Source organism: Massilibacteroides sp. (genome assembly GCF_028705895.1).
GTDB lineage: Bacteria > Bacteroidota > Bacteroidia > Bacteroidales > Tannerellaceae > Massilibacteroides.
The window spans coordinates 1-26,788 of sequence record NZ_JAQWCQ010000004.1 but is presented as its reverse complement, the minus strand read 5'-3'; the positions used below and the strand labels follow the sequence as shown (position 1 = coordinate 26,788).

The following is a 26,788-nucleotide window of genomic DNA, read 5'->3' as shown; positions in this document are numbered from 1 at the left end:
ATAAAGGATATTTTTCAAAAAATAACCTTTTAGTTGACCGCAAAAAATGGGCTTTTTTGGTCTTTATCCAATATTTTTTGGTTTAAAACAACACTAAAGATATAAAAAAAGAAGATAAGCGATTTTTACGTGTAAGCAAAAAGGCAAATAAAATAACTATTTGTCAAAATAAAATCTGAAAATAGAACAATCCCATGCCCATATTTATGATACATTATCCCGCACTCCAAACAGAAAAAGTTTTTGAAATTTATTGATAAAAAGCAAATGGAGTCACAATAAAATGCTATCTTGCATTTGAGAATCAATGAATAACGAATTCGATGAAAAGAACACTCAATCGATATACTCTAATACTATTGTCAGGCGGTCTTTTTCATCTCTAACAGTGTTGATTATTGATGAAAACAACAATACTATTATTGATGAAATATATGTTGATCCGCAGTCAGAGATTATTCCATAAGATTATACATCTCGAAATAGGTTGAGTTGTTCATCATCAGACGCTACATTAAAATTGGGTTTGTTAAATAATTCGTTTATTGGTATTTTCTCAAAATAGCATAATAGACTTGCATCATCTATGATATCTTACATAAATGATAAGTAAAGTCTACGATGATAAATAAGTGTTATCGTTCATTCTGAGATAGTCTTTTTCTTATTATTGATTAAATAAAAAATTATGAAGATCAATTATTTTATTTTACTGATATCTTTTTTTGTAATAGATAGTCAGGTAATATATTCCCAGTCAAGTACAGGAGACTTGCCAATTCTTGACTTTTCAAAAAACTATCCCAAAAAGGAAATACGTCTTCAAGACATTGCTGATACAAAATATATTCCATTAGAAACGACCGACGATGTTCTTTTAAGTGAAAACGCTGTACTTTCCGCTGTTTCCGACAAATATATTATAATCTATGAACCTATACGGGGAGATATATTTATTTTTAATCACACGGGAAAAACACTTGCTCATTTCAATCACAAGGGGAATAGCGGTCAGGAATACGCATGGATCAGAGGTTTGGTTTTTGATGATAAAAAGAAGGAAATATTTGTCTACAATCAGTCCATTCAGGTTTATTCGCTGATAGGAGAATACAAACGAACGTTGAAAATTAATACTCTGCAAAATGAATCAACGGTTTACAATTTCGATGATGAAGCACTACTTATATATGACAACGTAATAATAGATACAGGACTTGAACATAAGACGAAAAAAGAGCCCTACCGTCTCATATCAAAAAAAGATGGAAGTCTGATTTCCGTTTTGGATATTCATTTGTCTAAAAGGTATTCATCCCGTATTCTTAAAAAAGAAGGAAAAAATGAAAGAGGTATTATAATGAGTTATCCCTCCAGCATATATTACGGTCAGGATTTTATGCTTGCAGATATTTCATCAGACACTTTGTGTATGCTAACTCAGGACAAGAAAATTACCCCTATATTAACCCGTAAGCCATCGGTTCATACATCCGAACCCAGGAATATATGGGCAACCTTTTTAACAACAGATAAATTTATCCTCCTTGGTACGATTCTTTTAGATTTTAATTTAAAAAGTGGAAAGATTCCATACTATATATATGATTTTAAAACTGGAGAAATCAATAAAGTAACATTTATAGATGCAGAATCATTTAGAGGAAAATGGGGACCAAACTCATCCCCTGCAATAGGGAAAAACAAGTTTGCCGAACTGATACAACCCTCGCTAATAAAAAAAGCGAATGAAAAAAGTGATCCATTAAAAGCATTAAGGGCACTTAAAGAAGATGACAATCCGGTTGTAAGAATTATTAAATTCAAATAATAATGTATGATAAAAACTATTAACTCAATTGACGAAAAAATAATTAGGAACAACCTTATTAACCTTAAAAATCTTGTTTTTGAAGTTACTGAAAAAAGTAATCTAAATTGCAAGTATTGTGGATTATCAGACCATTTATATGAGAAATACGATGTGAGAAAATCTCGTGATTTATTATTTGAAAAAGCTGTATTAATGATAGATTATTTGGTGAATTTGTGGAAAGATAATTATGTGTCAGATATAAATTCACCTCTTGTTATCAGTTTTTATGGGGGGAGCCATTAATGAATATATCGTTAATAAAAATGATGATTGATATAAAACAAAACATATGCTATGATCCCCAAATTATTTATCAGGTTTGGGTAGTGGAAAAAAGTTATTGTCATATTTTTCGCAAATAATGTTTTTGATAAAATATTTGATTGTCTAACTTTTTAAAATTTAAAGTATGAAAAAGTTTTTGAATTTTATTGATAAAGAGCAAACGGAGTCACAATAAAATGCTATCTTGCATTTGAGAATCAATGAATAACGAATTCGATGAAAAGAACACTCAATCGATATACTCTAATACTATTGTCAGGCTTTCTTTTCTCCTGCAATCAACATACCACCATAGAAGAATTTACCCGGGCAGAACAACTGATGCTTTCCCATCCGGATAGCGCCCTGATATTACTTGAATCCATCCCTTCACCCGAAAAAATGAGTCGTGCCGATTACGCGGCATATTGTCTGTTGCTTACCGAAGCGCAGGACAAAAACTACTATACGTTTACTACCGATTCGGTGATACGGGTGGCCGCGGAGTATTTTTTAGATAAAGGTGATAATCACGTAAAAGCCCGTGTTTATTATATCTGGGGGCGGTTAAATCATAGTTGAAAAGAGTAATATTTTTGATCTATATAATTTATATTACTCTTTTCTTTCAATAAAAAACATTTTCTATATGAACGATCACCTATCTAAACTCATTTTTATCCTGCTATGCAGCTTTTTGATGGCTTGTGTTAATCAGAAAAACGAAAAGAAGCAAGAAGAAAAAATATTCCCTATTACCTATAAGATTGATCTTATAGAGAAGGAAAGTCCGCTTGTCAGTGATATTTTTAAGGAAGTTGCGTACATCCCTCTTGAAACATCGGACTCAGTATTATTGCCGGGAATTAATGATATAAAACGGGTCCGAATGCATAAAGACTGTTTTTATATTGCTGATTATAAAAAAATAACAATTTTCAATTCTGAGGGGAAATGGCTTCGAACCATTGACCATAAAGGAGATTCTCCTTAGAATTTTACGGGTATTAGCAGTTATGATATATGGCCTGATGGAGAACTCTTGTTAGCCACTCTGTATGGTAGAAAACTTATGTCTTATTCTTCTGAAGATAAATTTTTAAATTCGTATTCTACTGACAGTTTGAGGGTTAATGATTCTTTTTGTTATGATGACAGTCTGTTTATCGTAAAATCATATCCGGATGAATCATTTTATAAATTTTATATTTTTAACCGGAAATCATTACAGCCCGTCAACGGCTACTGGCCTAATGTAAAATCAAGATCTGAACATTACGGTTGGGATTATCATGTACGTTATAACGAAAAAATGCTGTTTCATGAAAAGAAAAACACCAGTATCTTTGAATTAACGCCGGATAGTGCTATTTTGAGATACACTTTTGATGTGGATGGCCGTACTCCTCCGGAGGGTTTTTGGGAGAGAACAGATTTAGATGTATACCAATTTGATGATGAATACGAAGAAAAAGGGTATATAGGTCATATCCTGTTCTTCAGCGAAACGGATACACATCTTTTAGTCTATTATGAAGGAGGAACCAGGAAATTATCAGGATATGCCTGGATAGACAAAAAGACAGGAGCATATCAATTGTTTGATAAAATTATTTTTGATGATGACTTCAAATGGAGACCTCACAAAATGTATGCCTTATCTGATGGACAGATTATAATTCCTATTCCTGCGGATGTGATATTAGAGGCGTCTGAAAGTCAATTTAGAAAACGATTTCCAAACCTCAAAGAAGATGATAATCCCGTTCTTTGTGTTGTAACAATGAAGTGATATGATTAAACTAATTAAGGTCTCAGGCCTTTGCAACAAACCTATTTGCAGATCAGAAGCCCATTCCGATGGAAGGAGAACTTAGCCCTATCATAGTTCGTTCCACAATTTCTACTCCGTCTGTAGAATTATCATTTAATGAGACAGTCTTGGATTATATTAGCACATCTCTTTAACCTTATTTATTATGAAACATAATCGATCTGTTTTTTTGTTTATTGCAGTTCTATTTTTTTCTTGTACAGCAAGTAAAAAGGGAGACCTTTCTGTTTCAGAATTTGAAGGGGAAGCAGAATCGGGTTTAACCGAGAAAGAGAGTAAAATAGCTACAAAAGAAAAGCTATATGAATTAGCTGTTTATTCTTCTTGCAAAAATTATGACAATAACCTGTCATCTTTTGCACATTCGGTTGAATTTATCCCTTTACCCCTGGAGCCCTTAATCAACGACTTTCAGGTTTGTGACATTGCTTTTTGTAATGACCGCATATTATTATCCGGTCTGTCGTTTATCTATCAATACGATAAAACAGGGGATTTTATAAGACAAATTGGGAATAGAGGTATGGGGCCAAAAGAATATGTTAATATTTCTTATCCATTACAAATTGACGAAGAGAAATCTCTAATCTATGCAACTGATTTGGGGAGAAATCGGGTTGTCATATTTCACATTGATGGTGATTTTTATAAAACGATACCGCTTCCGCCTAATAGCTGCATAGATCTTATTGATGAAAATTTGATCGCTTTACGTCAAACTATAGGACAAAGGAATAAACCTGATTGCGCTTCTATTAGATTCATGGATAGCAAAGGCAAAATTATCAATAGCTATCGGAGTAATATATATCCTATAAAAAAGAAAACGAAGATGCTGGGGGCTGACATGAGTCGGGTTTGGCGGCATAAGGGCAATCTTTATTTTCTGGAATATGCATCTGATACCCTATATCATATAAAACATGACTCAATAGTACCGAGATATCGGCTGACCGGTGAGTTTAAGTTAAATCAGGACGATTATTTCAAAAAAGAAACGGGAGATAAATTTGGAATTATGACTTATATAATGCGTCCTAATTCTGGGATTTTTGAATCTGATAATTATATTGTTTTTCGAATGGGAAACAATTCCGGAAATTTTTTTATGGTTTATGACAAAATCAAGTCACGGTATTATCGAACATACCATAAAGATGCAGTTGCAAACAGAACCGGTGCTAAAAATATGGATTATTTCATTGATGATATGGTTTCAGGTTTGAAATTTAACCCTCAATATCAGAATGGGAATAAAGCAATTGCTATACTATCTTCGGAAACGCTAATGGAAGAGAAACAAAAGATGTTAGATTTTATATCCGTAAATCCAACTCCTGAAGGGGAACAACTGAAGAGCTTTCTTAAGCAATTATCCGAAGATGATAATCCCTATTTAATAATTGTTACCTTTAAATAAAAAAAATGATTAGCTACAAACAAATAATTATGATGTTCTGCATGTTTGTATATGGAACATCCGTTTTTTCTCAAACAGAGAAAGTTCAATCCTTTTCATTTTCGAATAGTGAGGGATACAATCGCATTCCCTTTAATTATATAAATGATCGGATCTACATACCTGCAATCATTGAAGACAGTGTTAGATGCAACTTATTTTTAGATACTGGATCTAAAAATGTTTGGTTAGATTCTACTTTTGTTGAGAAGAATAAAAAGCAATTAAGTCTGATTATCAATCCACAACCCAATAATTCTACAACTCCGGATGGAACTCGTCGTTTTTATCAAACACTATTTGTGTGGAAAAAGGGGCAAGAAAAGAAACAGAATCAAAAAATTCAGGTTAATAATACAGTTGTTTTTGAAGAACATCCAGCCGTTGCGGATCATAGAGGAGATGCGTATGGAAAAGGTGTACTTCCTCTGGCTTTATTAGCAAAAAATAAGATTGTCAATATCAATATTAAAGAGAAGAAAATGGCTCTATTGGATAGAATCGATAATAAGTCAGACTCTATCCGTTTTGAAATCGAGCCTTATACTTCTGCTCCATTAATCAAAACAGAGATTCTGCTCCAGGATGCCGATACATCTTATTTATTGAAAGGCTCTTTTCTTTTGGATTTAGGATTCAGAGGAGATCTGATGCTTTCAGAATCCATTTTAGAAAAACAGCTGAAAGGAGTTCCATACTACGAGTTTGTTTACGCCTCTTCAGCAATCGGAAATACGTCTTCAATAAAAGAGAGTTATAATCTTTCTTTGAAGATTGATAATATTCAGGCTAAGAATATCAGAGTAACTTATGTACAAAAAATGCCACCGGATATTATAGGCGTTATAGGTATAATCATGTTAAAACATATAAACTTTGCTCTGGATTATCGTAATTGTTTTTTTCATTATCACATGCAAGAGCCTTCCATTCAAAATAAAGCACATTTTATAAACGAAAAGGATTTTGGAATTTTTTTTATGAAGCAATCGTCGCTCTTGTATATAGCTCAGGTCAGGAAAGGTGGAAAAGCCGACTTGTCAGGCGTAAAACCCTTTGACCAGATTGTACAAGTTAATGATGATTTTGTGACAATAGAAAATTGTGATTCCTTATATAGGTTGTCTTATGTAAAAAAAATAGTAGTCCAACAAAAAAGTGGAAAGAAAATTACTCTGCAAAAATAACCACTACTGACCGATTAAAAATCTGAAAAGAAAGGCTACTCCCTTTCGGTTTCGCCTTTCGTTTGTAACGTTGTTGTTCCAGATTGAAAAAGTGATCGATCTATTTCACTCTTTTTTAAGATGGTTCCTTTGTTGCTTATTCGGATTTATGCAATGAGTTAAAAATAGAATATATTGCGTTAGAGACTGAATAACGTATTGAAGGAAGGGTTTTGATAGATCAATCTCCTGAATTATACTGCTGTTCTAAAAATTCACTATCTTTGCATTCTTAAAATCAAACTGAGTGTGATATGAGCGAGGTGAAAATGAACGAGGAAGGAAAAAAGAGCCTGAATTTTATTGAATCCATTGTTGAAAAAGATTTAGCAGAAGGTAAGAACAGCGGACGTGTTCAAACCCGTTTTCCACCGGAACCGAATGGTTATCTTCATATAGGTCACGCCAAAGCAATTTGCATCGATTTTGGTATTGCAGAGCGCTATAACGGGGTGTGTAACTTACGTTTTGACGATACGAATCCGGTTAAGGAAGATGTAGAGTATGTAGATTCTATCATGGAAGATATCAAATGGTTGGGATTCCAATGGAATGAAATTTTTTATGCCTCGGACTATTTCCAGCAACTCTGGGATTTTGCTGTCAAGTTGATCAGGGAAGGTAAAGCTTATATCGACGAACAAAGTGCCGAAACTATTGCAGCACAAAAAGGAACGCCAACTCAACCCGGCACCGAGAGCCCATACAGAAACCGTCCGATTGAAGAAAGTTTGGATTTATTCAACAGAATGAATGCGGGTGAATTTGAAGAAGGAAGAATGACTTTACGCGCAAAGATAGATATGGCATCCTCGAATATGCATTTCCGCGATCCGATCATTTATCGTATAATTAAACATCCGCATCACCGCACGGGTACTACGTGGAAAGCATATCCCATGTATGACTTCGCGCACGGACAGAGTGATTTCTTCGAAGGGGTAACACATTCTATCTGTACGCTCGAATTTGAAGTACACCGTCCTTTATACGACTATTTTATTGATGAACTGAAAGAAAACGACAATTACCGTCCGCGTCAGATCGAGTTTAATCGTCTGAACTTGACTTACACGGTCATGAGCAAACGTAAGCTGTTGCAATTGGTAAAAGAAGGTTTGGTAAACGGATGGGATGACCCTCGAATGCCGACAATCTGCGGGTTCCGTCGTAGAGGATATACCTCGCAGTCGGTACGCAATTTTATTGATAAAATAGGCTATACGAAATACGATGGCATCATTGATGTTGCCTTACTTGAGCACTCGGTTCGTGAAGATCTGAACAAGATCGCGCCACGTGTTTCGGCTGTTATCAATCCGGTTAAATTAATCATCACAAACTATCCGGAAGGACGGGTTGAGATGCTGGAAACGGTAAACAACCCGGAAGATCCGTCTGCAGGAACACATGAGATCGCTTTCTCTCGTGAACTTTATATTGAACGGGAAGACTTTATGGAAGATGCTCCAAAGAAATTCTTCCGTATGACACCGGGACAGGAAGTTCGCCTGAAAAGTTCGTATATCGTAAAATGTACAGGCTGTAAGAAAGATGAAAACGGAGAGATTGTTGAAATCTACGCAGAATATGATCCAATGACTAAAAGCGGTATGCCGGACAGTAATCGCAAAATAAAAGGCACATTGCATTGGGTTTCTGTAGAACATAGTCTGCCGGCAGAAATACGTCTTTATGATCGCTTATTCACTGCTGAAGATCCAAGTGAAGAAAAAGACAAAGATTTCCACGAACTGTTAAATCCGGACTCGCTGAAAGTTTTAACCAACTGCCGTGTAGAAGCAGAATTGGCTCACGCAAAACCTTATGACAACTTCCAGTTTCAACGTTTGGGATACTTTAACTTAGACCCGGACAGCAAATACGGAAAACTTATTTTTAACAGAACAGTCTCTTTGAAAGATACCTGGACAAAAGTAAAAGCCAAGTCCTGAGATAACTTTTCAACAGAGAAGGAGTCGAAATATGAAACAAAACAACGCCTCGAATCTCCTGAAACGATATCTGGCTGCGCAAGAGACAGGGAAAGAAGTATATTTTGATGCCGATGAAATAGACGAGATACTTGAAAGTCTCGAAACATCGGATGATTTTACACATTATGAAGCTATTCTTTCCTTGGGCCTGCGTTTGCACCCTGATAATCCGGAATTACGAGTAAGACAATGCAAATCACTTATCTATAATGAAGAGTATGATAAAGCTCTGACATTGATAGAGAGCCTTGCGGATGCAGATCAATTTGAATTGGATCTCATGCGTCTGGAATGTTATTGTGCATTAGACCAATACCATAAGGTAGTAAGCTATATCGAATCCCGAATAGACAAACGGGAGGATCTGGAAGAGATATTTGAATACCTTACTCCTATTTTAAGCGATATGGATATGGAGGAAGAAACATCCGATTTTATACAAAGAGGACTTTTACTTTTTCCGGATAACATCACATTAAAAGATGAACTATGCTTGCATCTTGAATCTATCGGAGATTTTAAAGGTGCAATTAAAATATGCAATGAGCTGATCGACAAGAATCCGTATTCTGTAGATTACTGGTTCATGCTGGGGCGGCTGTACTCCATGTCGGGCGAATACGAGAAAGCCATTGAAGCTTTTGATTTTGCACTCACCTGTGACGACTCGGATGTCGAACTAAAAATACTCAAAGCCTATTGTTTGTACATGAATGAGAATTACGAAAAGGCTATTGAAGTATATTCTGATATAATCAGTACGGAATGGGATATGAAAAATAGGCTCAATCCGCTATTAGCTGAGTGCTATATAAAGTTGGGAAAATTTGAAGATGCTTATCAGATATTAAAGAAACAACTGTCTGAAAAAGTTCTTTCTTCCGAAGATGATGTCTCTGTTTTCTTAAACTATATCCGTTGTTGCATGGAGACAGAGCGAGAAGAAGACGCGACAGAAGCGCTCGACAAAGCAATTGAATTGTATCCCGACAATATTCGCCTGCTTTCTATTCTGGCTATAAAGTACACCGAAGAAGGGAAGAGCGAAGAAGCAAAAAAAGTTACGGAAAAGTTATTTCAATTAATAGATGAGGCAGAAGACAGTACAGTAGAAAACGCAGAAAGTCTTTTTCAGACAGCACAATATCTGAATCTAAAGAATGAAGTCAAAGAAGCCTTACAGTATTATCTGAAAATTCTGAATATAGACCCCCAGATGCCTTTTATTAACATGTACGTTGCGATGGCTTATTTAGCAATGGGGGATATTGATTCATTTAATAAATATTATCAGCAAACCCCTCCGGAAGAATTAACGAATTTCCTCAACAACTCCGGTATAAATGTTGACGATTTGTTACGCAACCTTGAAACTAAGCATATAGAGCCTGAAAATCTGACAAAAGAATTTCTAAAGAATAAAGAACATAGAAACTAAATATCAACAGGTAGAAACGGAAATTCCCGTTTACAACTTGGATTTATCACTTTAGTTCTTAACTTTGCGACTCTACGCGATAATACATAATTAGTAGTTTATGGCTAAAATTAAAGGGGCGGTAGTGGTTGATCAGGAAAGGTGCAAAGGCTGTGATCTTTGTGTTGTAGCCTGTCCTACAGACGTTTTGGAACTTCACCCGCGTGAAGTAAACAACAAAGGATATCACTACGCATACATGAAAAACCCGGATGACTGTATCGGCTGTTCCAGTTGCGGTATGGTCTGTCCGGATGGGTGTTTAACTATCTACAAAGTTAAATTGTGAAATCAACTCAATCTTAAAACCGGTATGGCAGAAGATATAAAATTAATGAAAGGGAATGAAGCTGTAGCTCATGCCGCTATTCGATACGGAGTGGATGGTTACTTCGGCTACCCTATAACTCCCCAATCTGAGATTCTGGAGACACTTACGCTTGAAAAGCCATGGGAAACGACCGGAATGGTTGTTCTGCAAGCTGAAAGTGAAGTTGCTGCAATCAACATGGTATATGGAGGTGCCGGAACAGGAAAACGTGTAATGACGTCTTCTTCGAGTCCGGGTATCAGTCTGAAACAAGAAGGTATTTCGTACATTGCCGGAGCAGAATTGCCTTGTCTTATAGTAAATGTAATGCGTGGCGGCCCGGGTTTAGGTACTATTCAGCCAAGTCAGGCCGATTATTTCCAAACAGTTAAAGGAGGCGGACACGGAGACTACAGACTAATAACTCTTGCGCCCTATTCTGTACAGGAAATGGCAGATTTTGTGGGATTAGGCTTTGAACTGGCGTTCAAATATTCCAATCCGGTAATTATGCTGGCAGATGGTATCATCGGTCAGATGATGGAGAAGGTTATTCTTCCGCCTTTTCATACAAGAAAAACAGAAGCGGAAATTATAGCAGAATCTCCATGGGCAACGCAAGGTAAAACAGCTGGACGCAAACCGAATGTCATAACGTCTCTGGAACTTGACCCGGCTAAAATGGAAGAGAACAACATACGCTTTCAGGCTAAATATAAAAAGATTACGGAAAACGAAGTCAGATACGAAGAGTTTCAATGTGATGATGCGGAATATCTGCTTATTGCATTTGGTTCTTCAGCTCGTATCTGTCAGAAAGTGGTTGAAAACGCACGTAATGAGGGGATCAAATTAGGCTTACTGCGTCCTATTACGTTATGGCCTTTCCCGAGTGAAATCATCAGCGACTATGCTTCTCGTGTAAAAGGTATGCTTTCTGTTGAACTGAATGCCGGACAAATGGTTGAAGATGTCCGATTGGCAGTAAACGGAAAAGTTAAGGTGGAACATTTCGGACGATTAGGAGGTATTGTATTCACTCCCGATGAAATATTAGAGGCTTTCAAACAAAAAATATATTAATAATGCAACGCGGAAGTAGAACAGACGAAATATTCACTCTTATATTTATGGCTTTTGCAGTTATAGCTGCTGTTTGCGCCTTGTTCGTCAGCAACCGCGTCTATTTTTTAGTTTTTGGAGGTATTGCTGTAGTAGTAAGGATAGTACAATACATCCTTAGATTTTTTAAATAAATAGTATCTATGGAACTATGCGATATAATTAAACCGGAGAATCTGGTCTATAAGAAACCGGAGCTAATGAATGACAATCCTATGCATTATTGCCCGGGCTGTAGTCATGGTGTTATTCATAAATTAATAGCGGAAGTGATTGAAGAAATGGGCATGAAGGAAAAAACAATCGGTGTCTCGCCGGTAGGTTGTGCTGTTTTTGCCTATAATTATTTAGACATAGACTGGCAGGAGGCAGCTCATGGTCGCGCTCCAGCTATTGCCACTGCAATTAAGCGCCTGAATCCCGGAAAAATGGTTTTCACTTATCAGGGAGATGGCGACTTAGCGGCTATCGGAACAGCAGAAACGATCCATGCAGCCAACCGCGGAGAGAATATCGTCATCGTCTTTGTCAATAATGCTATTTACGGTATGACCGGAGGACAAATGGCTCCAACGACATTGGAGGGAATGGCTACTTCCACAACACCTTATGGTCGCGATATAGCCTTAAACGGACACCCGTTAAAAATATCCAACTTGTTGGCGCAACTCGAAGGGACTGGCTTAGTGACTCGTCAAAGCGTTCAAAATCCGGCAGCGGTGCGTAAAGCAAAGAAAATGCTACGCAAAGCATTTGAAAACTCAATGATGGGAAAAGGAACGTCGGTTGTTGAATTTGTATCCACTTGTTCATCAGGATGGAAAATGACTCCGGCACAATCCAACAAATGGATGGAAGAGAACATGTTCCCGGCCTATCCATTAGGCGATTTAAAGAATGTGGACTAATCCCTAAAGTTTAAACGGATGAAAAAAGAAATTATAATAGCAGGCTTCGGAGGACAGGGGGTTTTATCTATGGGAAAGATATTAGCCTACTCCGGTCTGATGGAAGGCAAAGAAGTAAGCTGGATGCCATCTTATGGCCCTGAACAAAGGGGAGGAACAGCCAATGTAACAGTCATACTAAGTGATGATCCGATAAGCTCTCCTATTTTAAACGAATTCGATATCGCAATTATCCTGAATCAACCTTCTTTGGATAAGTTTGAGAATAAGGTAAAACCCGGAGGAATACTCATTTATGATGGCTACGGAATTCATACTCCGGTTAAGAGAACAGACATCGACGTGTATCGCGTGGATGCTATGGATGCGGTAACGGAAATGCAAAATGAAAAGGCTTTCAACATGCTTATTCTGGGAGGTTTATTAAAAGTATCTCCAATGGTAAAGATTGAAAACGTATTGCTTGGTCTGAAGAAATCGTTACCGGAACGTCATCATAAATTGATTCCGATGAATGAAGCTGCCATAAAAAAGGGCATGGAGATTATCCGTAAAGTGTAGGCTCATGCTAAAAGATTATAATGAAGGGTGTTTCTTTCGCAGAAACGCCCTTTTCTTTTATCTTTGCATCCCATGAAGTATTGCTTATACATATTCATTATCATAATTATATCCGTTTCCTCCTCCTATGCGCAACAAGGAGGAGGACAAAGAGGAGGCTTCTCTTTGTCAAACTTAGCATCTTCAAAAAATGCGTTACCGGATAGTTTGCTTTTTAAGGACAGTACGGAGTTAAAAAACAAACGGATCATAGCTTATTCACTGACCCCTTATATCGGGGACTCTTATATTGCTCCTCTCGATACAAACAAATTAAACTATGCCAATAGCACATTAATGGATGGGCACGGACTATCTGTAGCCTATTTAGGGAATGTGGGCTCTCCTGCTCAAAGCCGTATATTTTCAGAACGGGGAGAAGCGCGAGACTTTATTTTTGCTGACGGATACAATTATTACAAATACACTCCGGAAAACGTTCATTATTTTGACGTAAAAACACCTTATTCAAATGTAACTTACACATTTGGAGGTGCAAGCATTAATAAAGAAGAGAGATTAAAGGGGGTATTAACGACCAATTTCGGGAAGAAGATAAATGTTGGAGCTGATTTTGATTATATTTATGGACGAGGTTTTTACAACTCCAATGGAACAAAATTAGTTAGTTACCGGCTTTTCGGAAGTTATCGAAGCGACAGATACGAACTAAATGCTTACCTGAGTAATCAACATTTTGTCATCAACGAGAATGGAGGTATCTCTGAAACTACTTACATTACCGACCCTGACAGTCATCAGCAAAATAACAGGGAAATTGACTCAAAGTCTATCCCAACCCGTTACAGTACCACCTGGAACCGCGTAAGAAACAAACAATATTATCTTACGCATCGTTACAACCTCGGATTTGTACGTACATTAGATGATTTTGACGAAGAAGGGAATGCTAAAGAAATATTCGTTCCTGTATCAAGTATTATTCATACGTTTGAATACGAAGACAATAGAAGACGTTTCTACTCCAGCAGTACAGCCGTCACAGATACGAGTTATCAGAATATATACAACTTAGACCCGGAACTAAACGACCGGATGTCTTCGTGGAATTATAAGAACACATTCGCACTCTCTCTGCGTGAAGGGTTTCAGGATTGGGTTAAATTAGGTCTTACGGCTTTTATTCGTTTTGAACAAAGAAAGTTCAGAACACAAGCACCGATACAAGAGTTGATCGACAATCCGATTAAGCCCGGGAATACAACGCTTTATCCGACTCTTTCTTTAGATTTCCCTTTAATAAAAGATTACAGTGAATCTTCCACCTATTTAGGAGGAGAGATCTACAAAAGACAGGGAAGTATTCTTACATATAACGCTCGGGGAGAACTTGCTATTGTTGGTGATGATATTGGGGAGTTCCGTTTAGACGGAGAATTACAGACCCGTTTCAATTTATTCAACAAGGAGCTTTCTATCAAAGCGAATGGATATATCAAGAATGTTACCCCGGCTTTTTTTCAACGTCATTTTTATTCCCGTTATTTTTGGTGGGATAATAAGCTCAAAAACACCAAACAGGTTTATGTTGGTGGAGAAGCAAAAATAGAGGCGACAGAAACGACTTTATCAGCTGGCGTGGAAAGTATAGAAAACTATGTATTCTTTAATTCTGCCGGCGTTCCCGAGCAATCCGGAAGCAATATACAGATTGTCTCCGCAAGATTAAAACAGGATTTTCATTACAAAGCTTTTGGTTGGGAAAATGAGATTGTCTATCAGTTAAGCAGCGAAAAGAAAGAGTTGCCTCTTCCTCAGGTCAGTGCATATACGAATATATATCTGGCAACTAAATTGGCTAAAGTTTTGACTGTACAAATTGGTGCGGATGCGCATTATTTTACCGAATATGATGCGCCATATTATGAGCCAGCTACGCAGCAGTTCCAACTTCAACGAAAAGGATATGAAATGAAAGTTGGTAATTATCCTTTGGTCAACGCGTATGTGAACTTTCATTTGAAACAAACACGTTTCTTTATTATGATGTACAATGTAGGCACATTGTTTACCGACCCCAACTATTTCTCTTTGGCAAACTATCCGCTCAATCCGATGCACTTAAAGTTTGGTCTATCTGTTAATTTCAACAATTAACTTTTTCAGTTCCGGATATGAAGTCAAAGAAACTCTTGATTGTCTATTTAGTCCTTCTCCTTATTGTAATCCTTGTGATGACAAGTCTATGGCAATTCTTAAACAAGAGCAACGCCTTACGCGATTATCCTCAAATTGCACAAGAAGGAGTGATTCGTATTGTCACAGAGTATAATCAGGCAGGCTATTATATTTCGGGCGATACGATAGAAGGTTTCCAATACGACCTCAGTCAGGCTATCTCCAATGTTTCAGGACTTGAAGTACAGATTAGCTTGAGCAATCGCTTATCAGATAGTTTTAAGCAATTAACCGAAGGGAAATACGATATTATTGCCCAAAACATCCCCGTAACCGCAGATCGAAAAGAAGAGTTTCTATTTACTGACCCGATTGTTTTTAATAAGCAAGTGCTCGTACAAAGAGCAAACAGAAATGACAGTGTTTCTGTAATCAGAAATCAACTTGATCTGGCAAAAAAACAAGTATATATACCGGAAGAATCTCCAGCCCTGCTCCGAATTCATAATCTGGAAGACGAAATAGGAGATTCGATCTATGTGGTGGAAGATAAAACCTATTCGGAAGAACAATTGATTATTATGGTTGCAAAAGGTGAAATAGATTATGCGGTATGCGACCAGCAAATAGCAGAAACGTATCACAAACTATATCCGGAAATAGATATAGATACAGATATAAGTTTTACTCAACTTCAATCGTGGGTAGTCAGAAAAGATGCTCCGATTCTCTTAGACAGTCTCAATAGTTGGTTAGATAAGATCAGGAAAAACGGTATCTATGACAATATCTATAAACGCTATTATAAAAGACGCTAATTATTCCTATCTTTACCCTATATTATAGTAATGACACATGAGATTTGATGAATTAGAGCTTGAAGATGCCGTTTTGGACGGATTGGATGCTATGAACTTCTTAGAGACAACCCCTGTTCAGGAGCTTACAATCCCTATTATTTTAGAAGGAAAAGATGTGATTGCCTGTGCGCAGACAGGAACAGGAAAAACGGCAGCCTACGTATTGCCCGTAATTAACGAGTTAAGTAAAGGGAAACATGAAGCTAATGCTATCAATGCTATTATTATGGCTCCTACTCGTGAATTAGCGCAGCAAATTGACCAACAGATAGAAGGTTTTACGTACTTTATTCCTGTATCAGCAGTTGCTATTTATGGCGGAACAGATGGAATCGCATGGGAGCAACAAAAAAGAGGGGTTGAAATGGGTGCTGATATTGTGATTGCCACTCCGGGACGATTATTATCACACATGAAATTGGGAAATATTGATTTCTCGCACGTCTCTTTCTTTATCCTTGACGAAGCGGATCGTATGTTAGATATGGGATTTTTTGACGATATCATGTCTATCTATAAAGAGCTGCCCCAGAATTGTCAGACAATCATGTTTTCAGCGACAATGCCTCCTAAGATACGGACATTAGCTAAGACGATTCTCAAAAATCCTGAAGAAGTAAAGATCGCCATCTCACGCCCGCCCGAGTCTATCATGCAAACGGCTTATATCTGTTATGAACCGCAGAAGATCGCAATCCTGCAAAATTTGTTCGTACAGAGTCGCCCTCAACGTGTCATTATATTTTCATCATCGAAACTAAAGGTTAAAGAACTTGCTTCTACGCTTAAAAGGCTCAAGTTTAACGTTGAAGCCATGCATTCTGATTTGGAACAAAGTCAGCGCGAAGAAGTGATGAAAGACTTCAAGAATGGACGGGTTGACATACTTGTTGCCACGGATGTTGTTTCTCGTGGTATAGACATCAATGATATCCGATTAGTAGTAAATTTCGATATTCCGCATGATCCTGAAGATTACGTACACCGCATCGGACGTACAGCACGTGGAACTGGCGGTGAAGGATTGGCTATCACATTTGTTTCGGTAGAAGAGCAATATAATTTTAAGAAGATTGAAGACTTCCTAAAGAAAACCGTATATAAAATTCCCGTTGACCCGATCATCGGAGAAGCACCTCTATACGAACCGGAAAAGAACAGACAAAAGAAATACGGTAAGCCTGCAGGCAAACGGCCATCCAATAATTTCCGGAGAAAACAATAAAAATAACACGTCCTATAGTTTCAAGATGACAACATTTCATTCGCTTATTTCTCAAGCACTAAATATTCCTGAAAGACAGGTTAGCAAAACAATCGAATTGCTGAATGAAGGTGCTACTATTCCCTTTATCAGTCGCTACAGAAAAGAAGTAACCGGAGGTTTAGACGAAGTTCAGATCGGCCAGATTAAAGATAATCTCGACAAACTGACAGAACTGAAAAAACGGAAAGCAACGATTCTTTCGTCTATCGAAGAACAGGGAAAACTAACTCCGGAACTGAAAAAGCGTATTGAGGAATCCTGGGATGCAACCGAATTGGAAGATCTTTACTTGCCGTATAAACCAAAGCGGCAAACAAAAGCAGAGATAGCCAGAAAGAAAGGATTAGAACCTTTCGCGGAAATTGTTTTCAAACAAAACGAACGGGATCTGTCTGCCCGTGTTCTCCCATTCCTGAATGAGGAGGTAAAAGATGAAGATGAGGCTCTGCAAGGAGCAAGAGATATTATTGCGGAATGGGTAAATGAAAATGAGGAAGCACGTAATACTATTCGTAACAGCTTCGAACGTACGGCCGTTATTTCCTCCAAGGTAATTAAAGGGAAGGAAGAAGAAGGAGCAAAATATCAGGATTATTTCGATTTTTCGGAACCACTTAAACGTGCCTCTTCACACCGTCTGCTTGCCCTTCGTCGTGGTGAGGTGGAAGGGATCCTTCGGGTAAGTATATCGCCGGATACGGATAGTTGCATTGAGCGGTTAAAACACAAATTTATAAAAGGACGTGGTGAAGCTTCGAGTCATGTTGAGACAGCCGTAGAAGATGCGTTTAAACGCCTTTTGAAACCGTCTATAGAAACAGAATACGCCAATTTAAGTAAAACGAAAGCCGACGAAGAAGCAATACGTGTTTTTGCAGAAAATCTTCGCCAATTATTACTTGCGGCTCCGCTGGGGCAAAAACGGGTTTTGGGTGTTGATCCGGGATATCGCACAGGATGTAAATTAGTCTGCTTAGATGCACAGGGAACACTTCTGCATAATGAAACAATCTTTCCGAATCCTCCTCAGAACGAACGATCAAAAGCGGCTTCCAAGGTGGCGCATTTAGTAGAAACCTACGCTATTGAAGCCATTGCAATAGGTAATGGTACTGCCAGCAGGGAAACAGAGAAGTTTATAACTGAAATCCGGTACGATCGGAAAGTTCAAGTGTTTGTAGTCAGCGAAAACGGAGCTTCCATCTATTCGGCATCCCCTATTGCTCGTGAAGAATTTCCGAGTTATGATGTAACAGTACGTGGAGCAGTGAGTATTGGCCGTAGATTAATGGATCCATTGGCCGAATTGGTTAAGATCGATCCCAAAAGCATCGGAGTGGGACAATATCAGCATGATGTTGATCAGGGTGCTTTAAAGAAGAGTTTGGATCAAACGGTAGAAAGCTGTGTAAATGCTGTAGGAGTCAATGTAAATACGGCCAGCAAACATCTGTTGACTTATATTTCAGGACTTGGGCCGGCCTTGGCTAAAAATATTGTTGCATATCGCACAGAGCATGGGGCATTCCGCAACCGTCGTGAGTTACTGAAAGTGCCACGTATGGGAGAAAAGGCCTTCGAACAATGCGCAGGATTTCTTCGCATTCAGGGAGGGGAAAATCCATTGGATAATTCGGCTGTTCATCCGGAAAGTTATCCGATTGTTCAGCACATGGCAACAGACCTGAATTGCAGTGTTGAGGAACTGATCACCAATAAGGAATTAAAGAAGAAACTGGATCTTAAAAAGTATGTATCAGACAAAGTGGGTATGCCGACTTTGCAAGATATTATTGAAGAGTTAGACAAGCCGGGACGTGACCCGCGTCAGGCAATAAAAGTATTTTCCTTTGATCCGACAATCAAAACAATAGAAGATCTGCGTGAGGGACAGGTGTTGCCCGGAATTGTTACCAACATCACCAATTTTGGTTGCTTTGTAGATGTTGGCGTTAAAGAAAACGGGCTTGTTCACATTTCTGAATTAGCCGACCGTTTCGTTAGTGATCCGACAGAAGTCGTATCCATCCATCAACACGTTACTGTTAAAGTACTGAGTGTTGATATGGGACGGAAACGCATTCAACTCAGTATGAAATTGTAAGTTTTAGAATTTACGGAACACATATCGTTTATTTTCTCTGTTCAGAATCATTTTACTGTTTGTCAATGTCTCAACCGTAAAGGATTCTGTCACTTCCTTCCAATCCGTATAAGGCAAGAAACTATTGCCTCCTTCTAATTCAAGGAGCAATTGCTTGTCGCCGTCCCACGTCTTAAAACCATAACAATGACGCATACCGTCTGTTGCAGGGATATAGATTTGATACAAGAACAGTGAAGTCTGGAAATTGTAATAGACGGTATCTACTTTGATAATCTGCCCATCGGTTTCCACCTGTTGGAGTTGCCACTTGCCCTCCAACTTATCGTCATCGTCTTTACTACACGAAACAAACAGTAATACGCCCAGAGACAGGACGGCCAACAAATATCGTATCATAAAACTCCTTTAGTACTTGGTAACGTAAAATTATAAACATCCCGGCGAATTGCCATACGAATGGAGCGCGCCAAGGCCTTAAAGATACCTTCTATTTTGTGATGTTCGTTATTTCCTTCGGCTTTTATATTCAAATTCATTCGCGCGGCATCACTCAGGCTCTTAAAAAAGTGAAGAAACATCTCCGTAGGCATATCTCCTACCCGCTCGCGATGAAACTCCGCATCCCAGACCAACCAGGGACGCCCTCCGAAATCAAGCGCTACCTGACACAGACAATCATCCATCGGCAAACAATAGCCGTATCGTTCAATTCCACGTTTGTCTCCCAATGCTTTCAGCAACGCTTCCCCAAGTGCAATCGCCGTATCTTCTATGGTATGATGTTCATCCACTTGCAGGTCACCTTTTACATGAACGGTAAGGTCTATACCCGAATGTTTCCCGATCTGATCCAACATATGATCAAAAAAGCCCAAGCCGGTTGACACGTTCGTCTTTCCACTACCATCTAAGTTGAGCGAAACATAGATATCCGTCTCATGCGTGGTACGCTGAACAACAGCTATCCGTTCTCCGGCAAAGAGAAATTCCGTTATTTTATCCCAATCGTCCGTAATTAAAGCCACCTCCAGGTCTCGTTCATATGCCTCTAATTCCCCTTCTGCTCCTTTCGGATTACGTAACCAGATCGCTTTTGTTCCTAAATTAGCGGCCAGTTCCACATCGGTCAACCGGTCACCAATCACATAACTATTTGCCAGATCATATTCTTCACTCAAATATTTTCCAAGCATGCCGGTACGGGGTTTACGATTCGGAGAGTTATCTTCCGGAAAAGAACGATCAATCAACACATCATCAAAAACGATCCCCTCACCTTCCAATGTTTTCATCATCAGATTGTGAGCCGGCCAGAAGGTCTCTTCAGGAAAAGAACTTGTTCCCAATCCATCCTGATTTGTGACCATGACAAACTCAAAGTCTAATTGTTTACGGATAAAATGCAAATTACGGAACACCTTAGGGTAAAACTCCAATTTCTCCAGGCTATCCAATTGATAATCTACAGGCGGTTCAATGACTAATGTACCGTCCCGGTCTATAAACAACGCTCTTTTCATAGTTCAATCATTTGTAACTCATTCAACAACTGTTTATTTTCGTCTTCCGTACCTACCGTAATACGCAGACAGCCTTCACAAAGCGTAACATTCGTACGATTACGCACAATGATCCCTTTATCAACCAATCGATTATAAATTCCGTTTGCGTCGGAAACACGTACAAGAACAAAATTAGCATCTGAAGGATAGATCTTCTTCACGCAAGGCAACTCACGTAATCCACGTTCCAGATCTGTACGTCCTTTAAGAATACAAACAAGCTGTTCTTTCATTTTAGCTTCCTCTGCAAAAAGTTTCAACGCATACTCCTGGGTAAGCTGATTTATATTATACGGATATTTGATTTTATTCAGTACTCCTATTATTTCAGGTGAAGCAAAAGCCATCCCCAATCGTACGGCTGCCGCTCCCCAAGCCTTTGAGAACGTCTGCAATACAACTAAAGTCGGATGCTTATCCAACTCTGTCAAGAAAGAAGGTTCAGATGAAAAATCAATATAAGCTTCATCCACAACAACCAAACCGTCAAATGTATTTAAAACGTTATATATTTCCCTTCGACTCAGGTTATTCCCTGTCGGGTTATTCGGAGAACACAAATAAATGAGTTTGCTGTCTGTTCCTGCCGTACGAAGAAGTTCAGAAGCATTCAGTTCAAAATCAGCAGTCAATGGAACTTTCCGAAATTCCACATTATTCACCTCAGCCGAAACCTCATACATCCCGTAGGAAGGAGTAATAGAAGTTATCGCATCTTTACCTGGCTCACAAAAAGCACGGATTAGTAAGTCAATAGGCTCATCACTACCATTCCCTAACAGAATACTTTCTTTGCGAACACCCTTCAACTTGGCGATCTTTTCTTTTACTTTCCATTGCAAGGGGTCAGGGTAGCGATTGTAGGGAGAATTAAACGGATTCTCATTTGCATCTAAATAAACAGACGCTTCACCGTGAAACTCATCTCGTGCCGATGAATAAGGCTTCATCTTCCGCACATTGTCTCTTATTAATTGATTTAACTCCTTCATAATGTGTTCAATCTTACAGTTACGGCATTTCTATGCGCTTCCAGTTCTTCATTTGATGCCATGATGCGAATAGTATCTCCCAGATTACGAATACCATCCGCTGTTATTTCCTGGAATGTAATCTTTCGGATAAAACTATCTAAGTTTACCCCGCTGTAAGCACGTGCATATCCATTTGTCGGCAAGGTGTGATTTGTTCCCGATGCATAATCACCGGCACTTTCAGGTGTATATGCCCCCAGGAAAACACTTCCGGCATTCTCCACCTGTTCCGCCAGACTCAAATAATCTTTCGTTTGGATAATCAAATGTTCCGGAGCATAGAGATTGGTAAACGCAACGACTTCTTCTTCATCCTTCAACAGCACAATACGACTATGTTCAAGTGCCTTCGCGGTTATTTCCTTACGGGGAAGCTCGTTCAATTGACGATTTATAGCAGCTTCAACACGAGGAATAAGCGCCGCATCGGTGGTCACCAGGATTGACTGACTGTCGGCGCCGTGTTCTGCCTGAGAAAGAAAATCAGCGGCAATAAAATCCGGATTTGCTGTCTCGTCCGCAATAACCTGTACTTCGGAAGGACCTGCCGGCATATCAATAGCAACGTCTTTCAGACTTACCAATTGTTTCGCAGCCGTTACATATTGGTTGCCCGGTCCGAATATCTTATCCACTTTGGGAACAGACTCCGTACCATAAGCCATCGAGGCAATCGCCTGAATACCTCCGGCCTTTATTATTTTATGTACTCCTGCAATCTGCGCGGCAAAAAGAATCGCAGGATGTATATTTCCATTCTTATCGGGAGGCGTACATAGTACTATTTCTTTACAACCGGCAATTTTAGCAGGAACAGCCAACATCAGGACAGTAGAAAACAAGGGAGCTGTTCCCCCGGGAATATACAAGCCTACTTTTTCAATAGCAACCGCTTTCTGCCAGCAAGTCACACCCGGCGTTGTTTCTATTTTCTTTCCTGTAAATTCCTGGGCCTTATGAAATTTTGCGATATTAGCATAAGCAATACGAATGGCTTGCTTCAGATCATCGGAAACGTTTGTAATCACTCCGGCCATTTCTTGTTCGGTCACCAACAATGAGTCTAATGCAACCTTATCAAATTTCTCCCCATATGCTTTTACCGCTTTATCACCACCCTTTTTCACATCCGATAAAACAGAATTTACTGTATCGAACAAAGTGCTGACATCCAAAGCAGGACGTTTAGCGATATCTTTCCAGGTACTTCTATCGGGATAATTAATTATTTCCATCTTTCTTATATTCTTTTTTCAGCAGACTATATATATTAAGATCGGTGTATTTATTGTCAACCAACAGTTCGCCATCCCGTTCAACTCCTTCCAATGTAAAATCAAGTTTAACGGGAATCCGATTGCTTTTCGCATTTTCAACCGCCACTTTTATTTGAATGCGATTAACCCCTAAATGCTCAAAAGCATAATCAATCAACGCTTTTACGGAACGAACCATCACTCCTTTTCCCTGCATATATTGTGAAAGCCAATAGCCTATTTCAATCTTTCCGTTAACTTCATCAAAATCTTTAAAACCGATCAGACCGATTAGTTTACCCATATAGCGGATCGTGAATTGTTCTGCTGAGGAATTCACCATATCTCCAACAGCTTTCGCCGTATCTTCTTCCTGATGAGTGTTATCTACAAATGGTAACCATTCACGCATATACTCCCGTTCGTCATTCAATATCCGGAAGATATCGGTAGCATCATCTAAACACAAAGGTATTAATTGTATGTCATCCGAAATACGTATCATAAGATCATTTTTTCAATAGGTAGAACTAAAATTCCTTCTGCCCCCAATGATTTTAGTTTTCCGATGATCTCCCAGAAATGTTTCTCTGCGATAACCGATTGTATTGACACCCATTCTCCGTCTGCCAAAGGGGTAACAGTGGGACTTTTCATTCCCGGAAGTACTTCAATAATCTGATTGAGATTTTCTTTCGGCGCATTCAGCAGCACATACTTTTTACCTTCAGCAGCTTGTATTGCATCAAAACGGAACAACAGTTCGTTCAGAATTTCCCTTTTTTCAGAAGTCAGCTTATTATTCGCAATCAACAACGCTTCGCTACTCATAACCACCTCAACTTCTTTCAGACGATTACTTACAAGCGTACTTCCTGAACTAACAATATCAAAAATAGCATCAGCCAAACCTATTCCCGGAGCAATTTCGACAGAACCACTAATCACATGCAATTCCGCATTTACATTATTCTGTTTCAAATAAGCACTCAGTATTTCAGGATAAGAGGTTGCAATCGTTTTACCCTCAAACCATGTCACGCCATTGTATTTTTCATCCTTCGGAATAGCTAAAGACAAACGACATTTACTAAAACCAAGGCGTTTGATTAACTCCGCTTGTCCCCCCTTCTCCACATACTCATTCTCTCCAACAATACCAACATCAGCTACACCATTAGCAACGGATTGAGGTATATCATCATCTCTGAGGAAAAGAACCTCCACCGGAAATCCTTTAGCCGACAAAAGCAAAATACGTTTTCCTTTATTCAGTTTGATACCTGCTTCTTCCAGTAAAAGCATTGTTTCGTCGAACAAACGACCTTTCGATTGTACTGCAATTCTTAACATCTTAGTTCTATTTAGTTTATTTATAAGCATAAAAAAAGGCTCACCTATACGGCAAGCCCAATCTGTTTTATTAAAGTATTTACATACCACACAGCCTACCGAACTACGAGTCCGCTATACAATGATGGTGGTGATGTAAACTAATTCTTATCATTTCAACATTAATTATGTTCGCAAAGTTACAATAATAATTGAATATCCAAATTTTTCTATCATTTTTTAGGCATAAAAAGAATATATACCATTAAGTCCAATTACAAGGACGCTAAAAAAATCAACAGGCCCAACAATACAGCAATAAAAGCAAGTATCACCAGAATCTGCTTCTCAGCAGACAAGTTCCGAAGAATCGGAATCTTTTTTGTCCACCCTGCCACAACCTGTACCATCTCACCATTTTCATCCTCATCAGGCAACTCATACCCTCCATCTTTCATCACTTCAAGCGCATGCTGCACTTCACTTTCCAATATCTCAACCCTTGCTCCTCCCACATCAACATAACCAGCCATAACCTGAGATGAATACTCATTTCTCAGATAACAATCAATCCCCTCAGACCGAAGAAGAGCCATCAACAACTGAGCTTCCGCCGGATACTGAAAACGAGCTATTTCCACCATTTTATCCTCACCCATAAAATTCACTCGTAACCATTAATAATTCAGATAAAGATAAAACTATTAGATGAATAAAATCGCATACTGATAATTTTATTATTTCGCACAAAAACATCCGCATGTACTTCCGAGGTATCTTGGGGTGATTTTTCACAATAGAACAAATAAAAAATATAACCTATATTATTCATAAACCTTCGAAATCGTACTTTGCTCTTTTTTGTACTTCTCAAAATCTGAGTTTTTTCATCTTTGCGGTAAGTCCGGCAAAAAACGTGGGGAAAAGAGTCTGTCGGATCCCCAAAAGGTCAGAATTTTGATCTGGATTAAAGTACTCACCAAAGGCATTTTTGGCAAAGAGTATAGTCTTTGAACAAAAAGAGTACACTCTCTTTCCCTCCAAAGACTATACTCTTGTCTCCGGTGAGTGGTTTAGGGTGAGTCCTCAGACTTGCCCTTTTTCTGTTTATGTTTGTCTGGTTAATGGTAGAGTCCGGATATGATTTCTCTTATCCCGTAAAGTAATCAGGCACACTCACACAAACCACCATCCGGCGTTTCGTCTTCCAACATTCCGCGCCATAGAGAAAACTTCGATAAAGACGAACAGGTTCCTTATACCTCTTATATGTCTGTTCTGCTTCTTCAACACAACAGATATAACCCGCGTGACGGGTATCCTCAAGTACATGGGTCAGCTTATCGATAATCGAACTTTGCTGCTCCATCTCACGTAAGAGTAATTATCCGCCGTAAGAAGACGTATCAGGGCTGGTATAGCTTACTTCTATTTTACGGTTTTGAATGCCTGAGAGATGAAATAACTCGCCTTGAGCATGGTTCTTTGACTGGATTATTGTACTTTCGTTCATGAGGAGAATCTTTTTTGTTTATTTTTATTGGTCATTAAATACAACAAATATCCGTTGATATACAAAATGTATCAACGGATATTCTCCTCTCTTTATGAATAATTCAGGCTAAAGGTTATTTTCGGAAATATAAAGGATGAACCCTCTGTAAAAAGTATATTTTTTCAAAAATACACTTTATATTTTTACGTCTATTTTGATTTTCAACGAAGAAAATGAGCCCTATTTTCGACATTAAAATAGTATATATTTAACCAGCCAACAGTTCTACACATAATTAATTAACCACCCTTCTCCAAAATCCTAAAAATAAGACAGTTCACAAAATAAGTTTTCCATCTAAAAAAATCACCTTAAAGAAAAACACAAAAAGATTTGCCAAATAAAAAACTATCACTACATTTGCACCGCAATCAGAGAGATGGTTGCAAGAAAAACAAAGGAGAGGTGGCAGAGTGGTCGATTGCGGCGGTCTTGAAAACCGTTGAACCGCGAGGTTCCCGGGGTTCGAATCCCTGTCTCTCCGCTGGAAGGCAAAGCCAAGAGCAGCCAAAAAGTAGACAAACCCTACAAGTTCAATGACTTGTAGGGTTTTTTGCTTCTATACAGTCCGGTGAAAAAGACAGGAAAATGCCAAAAAGGGAC

24 protein-coding genes, 1 tRNA gene and 1 pseudogene are annotated in these 26,788 nt (G+C 38.5%); 17 read left to right on the top strand and 9 right to left on the bottom strand.

Annotation, left to right across the window (positions count from 1 at the left end; genetic code table 11):
• Positions 1-688: 688 nt before the first annotated feature.
• From PHT93_RS01765 to PHT93_RS01690, 16 genes and pseudogenes are all read left to right on the top strand, one after another.
• Entirely contained in the window at positions 689-1,831 is a 1,143-nt protein-coding gene (locus tag PHT93_RS01765; RefSeq protein WP_300238742.1) for a 6-bladed beta-propeller, read from the top strand.
• A gap of 6 nt (positions 1,832-1,837) precedes the next feature.
• Complete coding sequence (locus PHT93_RS01760; RefSeq protein WP_300238740.1) at positions 1,838-2,119, top strand: hypothetical protein; 282 nt, start codon at positions 1,838-1,840, stop codon at positions 2,117-2,119.
• A 258-nt stretch (positions 2,120-2,377) separates the two neighbouring features.
• Positions 2,378-2,722 carry a hypothetical protein gene (locus PHT93_RS01755; RefSeq protein ID WP_300238738.1) on the top strand — a complete coding sequence of 115 codons (345 nt, stop codon included), beginning with the start codon at positions 2,378-2,380 and terminating at the stop codon, positions 2,720-2,722.
• Positions 2,723-2,789: 67 nt separating this feature from the next.
• Positions 2,790-3,932 (top strand): annotated as a pseudogene (locus PHT93_RS01750) (6-bladed beta-propeller).
• Between the two features lie 211 nt (positions 3,933-4,143).
• Positions 4,144-5,394 (top strand): 6-bladed beta-propeller, encoded by a 1,251-nt coding sequence (locus PHT93_RS01745; RefSeq protein WP_300238736.1) that lies wholly within the window; start codon positions 4,144-4,146, stop codon positions 5,392-5,394.
• Positions 5,395-5,399: 5 nt separating this feature from the next.
• Complete coding sequence (locus PHT93_RS01740) at positions 5,400-6,620, top strand: hypothetical protein (RefSeq protein ID WP_300238734.1); 1,221 nt, start codon at positions 5,400-5,402, stop codon at positions 6,618-6,620.
• A 293-nt stretch (positions 6,621-6,913) separates the two neighbouring features.
• Complete coding sequence (locus PHT93_RS01735; RefSeq protein ID WP_300238732.1) at positions 6,914-8,614, top strand: glutamine--tRNA ligase/YqeY domain fusion protein; 1,701 nt, start codon at positions 6,914-6,916, stop codon at positions 8,612-8,614.
• Between the two features lie 31 nt (positions 8,615-8,645).
• Positions 8,646-10,094 (top strand): tetratricopeptide repeat protein, encoded by a 1,449-nt coding sequence (locus PHT93_RS01730; protein ID WP_300238729.1) that lies wholly within the window; start codon positions 8,646-8,648, stop codon positions 10,092-10,094.
• Positions 10,095-10,194: 100 nt separating this feature from the next.
• Positions 10,195-10,422, top strand: a complete 228-nt coding sequence (locus tag PHT93_RS01725) for a 4Fe-4S binding protein (protein ID WP_300238727.1) — start codon at positions 10,195-10,197, stop codon at positions 10,420-10,422.
• Positions 10,423-10,446: 24 nt separating this feature from the next.
• Positions 10,447-11,526, top strand: coding sequence for a 3-methyl-2-oxobutanoate dehydrogenase subunit VorB (locus PHT93_RS01720; protein WP_300238725.1), 1,080 nt, complete (start codon positions 10,447-10,449; stop codon positions 11,524-11,526).
• 182 nt (positions 11,527-11,708) lie between these two features.
• On the top strand, positions 11,709-12,473 hold the full coding sequence (locus tag PHT93_RS01715; RefSeq protein WP_300238723.1) for a thiamine pyrophosphate-dependent enzyme: 765 nt from the start codon (positions 11,709-11,711) through the stop codon (positions 12,471-12,473).
• 18 nt (positions 12,474-12,491) lie between these two features.
• Positions 12,492-13,034 (top strand): 2-oxoacid:acceptor oxidoreductase family protein, encoded by a 543-nt coding sequence (locus tag PHT93_RS01710; RefSeq protein ID WP_300238721.1) that lies wholly within the window; start codon positions 12,492-12,494, stop codon positions 13,032-13,034.
• A gap of 72 nt (positions 13,035-13,106) precedes the next feature.
• Positions 13,107-15,191, top strand: a complete 2,085-nt coding sequence (locus PHT93_RS01705) for a putative porin (protein WP_300238719.1) — start codon at positions 13,107-13,109, stop codon at positions 15,189-15,191.
• 17 nt (positions 15,192-15,208) lie between these two features.
• Complete coding sequence (locus tag PHT93_RS01700; protein ID WP_300238718.1) at positions 15,209-16,030, top strand: transporter substrate-binding domain-containing protein; 822 nt, start codon at positions 15,209-15,211, stop codon at positions 16,028-16,030.
• 37 nt (positions 16,031-16,067) lie between these two features.
• Positions 16,068-17,297, top strand: coding sequence for a DEAD/DEAH box helicase (locus PHT93_RS01695; protein ID WP_300238716.1), 1,230 nt, complete (start codon positions 16,068-16,070; stop codon positions 17,295-17,297).
• Positions 17,298-17,322: 25 nt separating this feature from the next.
• The gene (locus PHT93_RS01690; RefSeq protein ID WP_300238714.1) at positions 17,323-19,443 is read left to right on the top strand and encodes a Tex family protein; all 2,121 of its coding nucleotides are present in this window, start codon (positions 17,323-17,325) and stop codon (positions 19,441-19,443) included.
• 3 nt (positions 19,444-19,446) lie between these two features.
• On the opposite strand, the gene PHT93_RS01685 is transcribed toward PHT93_RS01690, so the two are convergent.
• From PHT93_RS01685 to PHT93_RS01645, 9 genes are all read right to left on the bottom strand, one after another.
• Positions 19,447-19,842 (bottom strand): lipocalin-like domain-containing protein, encoded by a 396-nt coding sequence (locus PHT93_RS01685; RefSeq protein WP_300238712.1) that lies wholly within the window; start codon positions 19,840-19,842, stop codon positions 19,447-19,449.
• Complete coding sequence (gene hisB / locus PHT93_RS01680; RefSeq protein ID WP_300238710.1) at positions 19,839-20,966, bottom strand: bifunctional histidinol-phosphatase/imidazoleglycerol-phosphate dehydratase HisB; 1,128 nt, start codon at positions 20,964-20,966, stop codon at positions 19,839-19,841. Before hisB ends, PHT93_RS01685 begins: the two co-directional genes overlap by 4 nt.
• Positions 20,963-22,000: a histidinol-phosphate transaminase gene (gene hisC, locus PHT93_RS01675; protein ID WP_300238707.1), complete on the bottom strand. Its 1,038-nt coding sequence runs from the start codon at positions 21,998-22,000 to the stop codon at positions 20,963-20,965. The genes hisB and hisC overlap by 4 nt, the downstream gene beginning before the upstream one ends.
• Positions 21,997-23,277 (bottom strand): histidinol dehydrogenase, encoded by a 1,281-nt coding sequence (gene hisD, locus PHT93_RS01670; protein WP_300238704.1) that lies wholly within the window; start codon positions 23,275-23,277, stop codon positions 21,997-21,999. The genes hisC and hisD overlap by 4 nt, the downstream gene beginning before the upstream one ends.
• A complete protein-coding gene (locus PHT93_RS01665; protein WP_300238701.1) occupies positions 23,264-23,803 on the bottom strand; it encodes a GNAT family protein in 540 nt (179 codons plus the stop codon). Before PHT93_RS01665 ends, hisD begins: the two co-directional genes overlap by 14 nt.
• Positions 23,800-24,651: an ATP phosphoribosyltransferase gene (gene hisG / locus PHT93_RS01660; RefSeq protein WP_300238698.1), complete on the bottom strand. Its 852-nt coding sequence runs from the start codon at positions 24,649-24,651 to the stop codon at positions 23,800-23,802. Before hisG ends, PHT93_RS01665 begins: the two co-directional genes overlap by 4 nt.
• A 254-nt stretch (positions 24,652-24,905) precedes the next feature.
• Complete coding sequence (locus PHT93_RS01655; protein WP_300238695.1) at positions 24,906-25,289, bottom strand: DUF2007 domain-containing protein; 384 nt, start codon at positions 25,287-25,289, stop codon at positions 24,906-24,908.
• A gap of 491 nt (positions 25,290-25,780) precedes the next feature.
• Positions 25,781-25,999: a hypothetical protein gene (locus tag PHT93_RS01650; protein ID WP_300238692.1), complete on the bottom strand. Its 219-nt coding sequence runs from the start codon at positions 25,997-25,999 to the stop codon at positions 25,781-25,783.
• Positions 26,000-26,014: 15 nt separating this feature from the next.
• Positions 26,015-26,143 carry a hypothetical protein gene (locus PHT93_RS01645; RefSeq protein ID WP_300238689.1) on the bottom strand — a complete coding sequence of 43 codons (129 nt, stop codon included), beginning with the start codon at positions 26,141-26,143 and terminating at the stop codon, positions 26,015-26,017.
• Between the two features lie 441 nt (positions 26,144-26,584).
• Between PHT93_RS01645 and PHT93_RS01640 the strand changes: the two genes are divergently transcribed.
• Positions 26,585-26,669 (top strand) — tRNA-Ser (locus PHT93_RS01640).
• Positions 26,670-26,788 lie beyond the last annotated feature (119 nt).

Excerpts from the sequence above, each read along its gene's own strand:
- PHT93_RS01665 (WP_300238701.1), bottom strand. The coding sequence starts at position 23,803 with ATGATACGTATTTCGGATGACATACAATTAATACCTTTGTGTTTAGAT.
- PHT93_RS01755 (WP_300238738.1), top strand. The coding sequence starts at position 2,378 with ATGAAAAGAACACTCAATCGATATACTCTAATACTATTGTCAGGCTTT.
- PHT93_RS01730 (WP_300238729.1), top strand. The coding sequence starts at position 8,646 with ATGAAACAAAACAACGCCTCGAATCTCCTGAAACGATATCTGGCTGCG.
- PHT93_RS01735 (WP_300238732.1), top strand. The coding sequence starts at position 6,914 with ATGAGCGAGGTGAAAATGAACGAGGAAGGAAAAAAGAGCCTGAATTTT.
- PHT93_RS01705 (WP_300238719.1), top strand. The coding sequence starts at position 13,107 with ATGAAGTATTGCTTATACATATTCATTATCATAATTATATCCGTTTCC.
- PHT93_RS01690 (WP_300238714.1), top strand. The coding sequence starts at position 17,323 with ATGACAACATTTCATTCGCTTATTTCTCAAGCACTAAATATTCCTGAA.
- PHT93_RS01740 (WP_300238734.1), top strand. The coding sequence starts at position 5,400 with ATGATTAGCTACAAACAAATAATTATGATGTTCTGCATGTTTGTATAT.
- PHT93_RS01760 (WP_300238740.1), top strand. The coding sequence starts at position 1,838 with ATGATAAAAACTATTAACTCAATTGACGAAAAAATAATTAGGAACAAC.
- hisB (WP_300238710.1), bottom strand. The coding sequence starts at position 20,966 with ATGAAAAGAGCGTTGTTTATAGACCGGGACGGTACATTAGTCATTGAA.
- PHT93_RS01765 (WP_300238742.1), top strand. The coding sequence starts at position 689 with ATGAAGATCAATTATTTTATTTTACTGATATCTTTTTTTGTAATAGAT.
- hisC (WP_300238707.1), bottom strand. The coding sequence starts at position 22,000 with ATGAAGGAGTTAAATCAATTAATAAGAGACAATGTGCGGAAGATGAAG.
- PHT93_RS01715 (WP_300238723.1), top strand. The coding sequence starts at position 11,709 with ATGGAACTATGCGATATAATTAAACCGGAGAATCTGGTCTATAAGAAA.
- PHT93_RS01695 (WP_300238716.1), top strand. The coding sequence starts at position 16,068 with ATGAGATTTGATGAATTAGAGCTTGAAGATGCCGTTTTGGACGGATTG.
- PHT93_RS01725 (WP_300238727.1), top strand. The coding sequence starts at position 10,195 with ATGGCTAAAATTAAAGGGGCGGTAGTGGTTGATCAGGAAAGGTGCAAA.
- PHT93_RS01650 (WP_300238692.1), bottom strand. The coding sequence starts at position 25,999 with ATGGAGCAGCAAAGTTCGATTATCGATAAGCTGACCCATGTACTTGAG.
- PHT93_RS01645 (WP_300238689.1), bottom strand. The coding sequence starts at position 26,143 with ATGAACGAAAGTACAATAATCCAGTCAAAGAACCATGCTCAAGGCGAG.
- PHT93_RS01720 (WP_300238725.1), top strand. The coding sequence starts at position 10,447 with ATGGCAGAAGATATAAAATTAATGAAAGGGAATGAAGCTGTAGCTCAT.
- hisD (WP_300238704.1), bottom strand. The coding sequence starts at position 23,277 with ATGGAAATAATTAATTATCCCGATAGAAGTACCTGGAAAGATATCGCT.
- PHT93_RS01700 (WP_300238718.1), top strand. The coding sequence starts at position 15,209 with ATGAAGTCAAAGAAACTCTTGATTGTCTATTTAGTCCTTCTCCTTATT.
- PHT93_RS01655 (WP_300238695.1), bottom strand. The coding sequence starts at position 25,289 with ATGGGTGAGGATAAAATGGTGGAAATAGCTCGTTTTCAGTATCCGGCG.
- PHT93_RS01710 (WP_300238721.1), top strand. The coding sequence starts at position 12,492 with ATGAAAAAAGAAATTATAATAGCAGGCTTCGGAGGACAGGGGGTTTTA.
- PHT93_RS01685 (WP_300238712.1), bottom strand. The coding sequence starts at position 19,842 with ATGATACGATATTTGTTGGCCGTCCTGTCTCTGGGCGTATTACTGTTT.
- hisG (WP_300238698.1), bottom strand. The coding sequence starts at position 24,651 with ATGTTAAGAATTGCAGTACAATCGAAAGGTCGTTTGTTCGACGAAACA.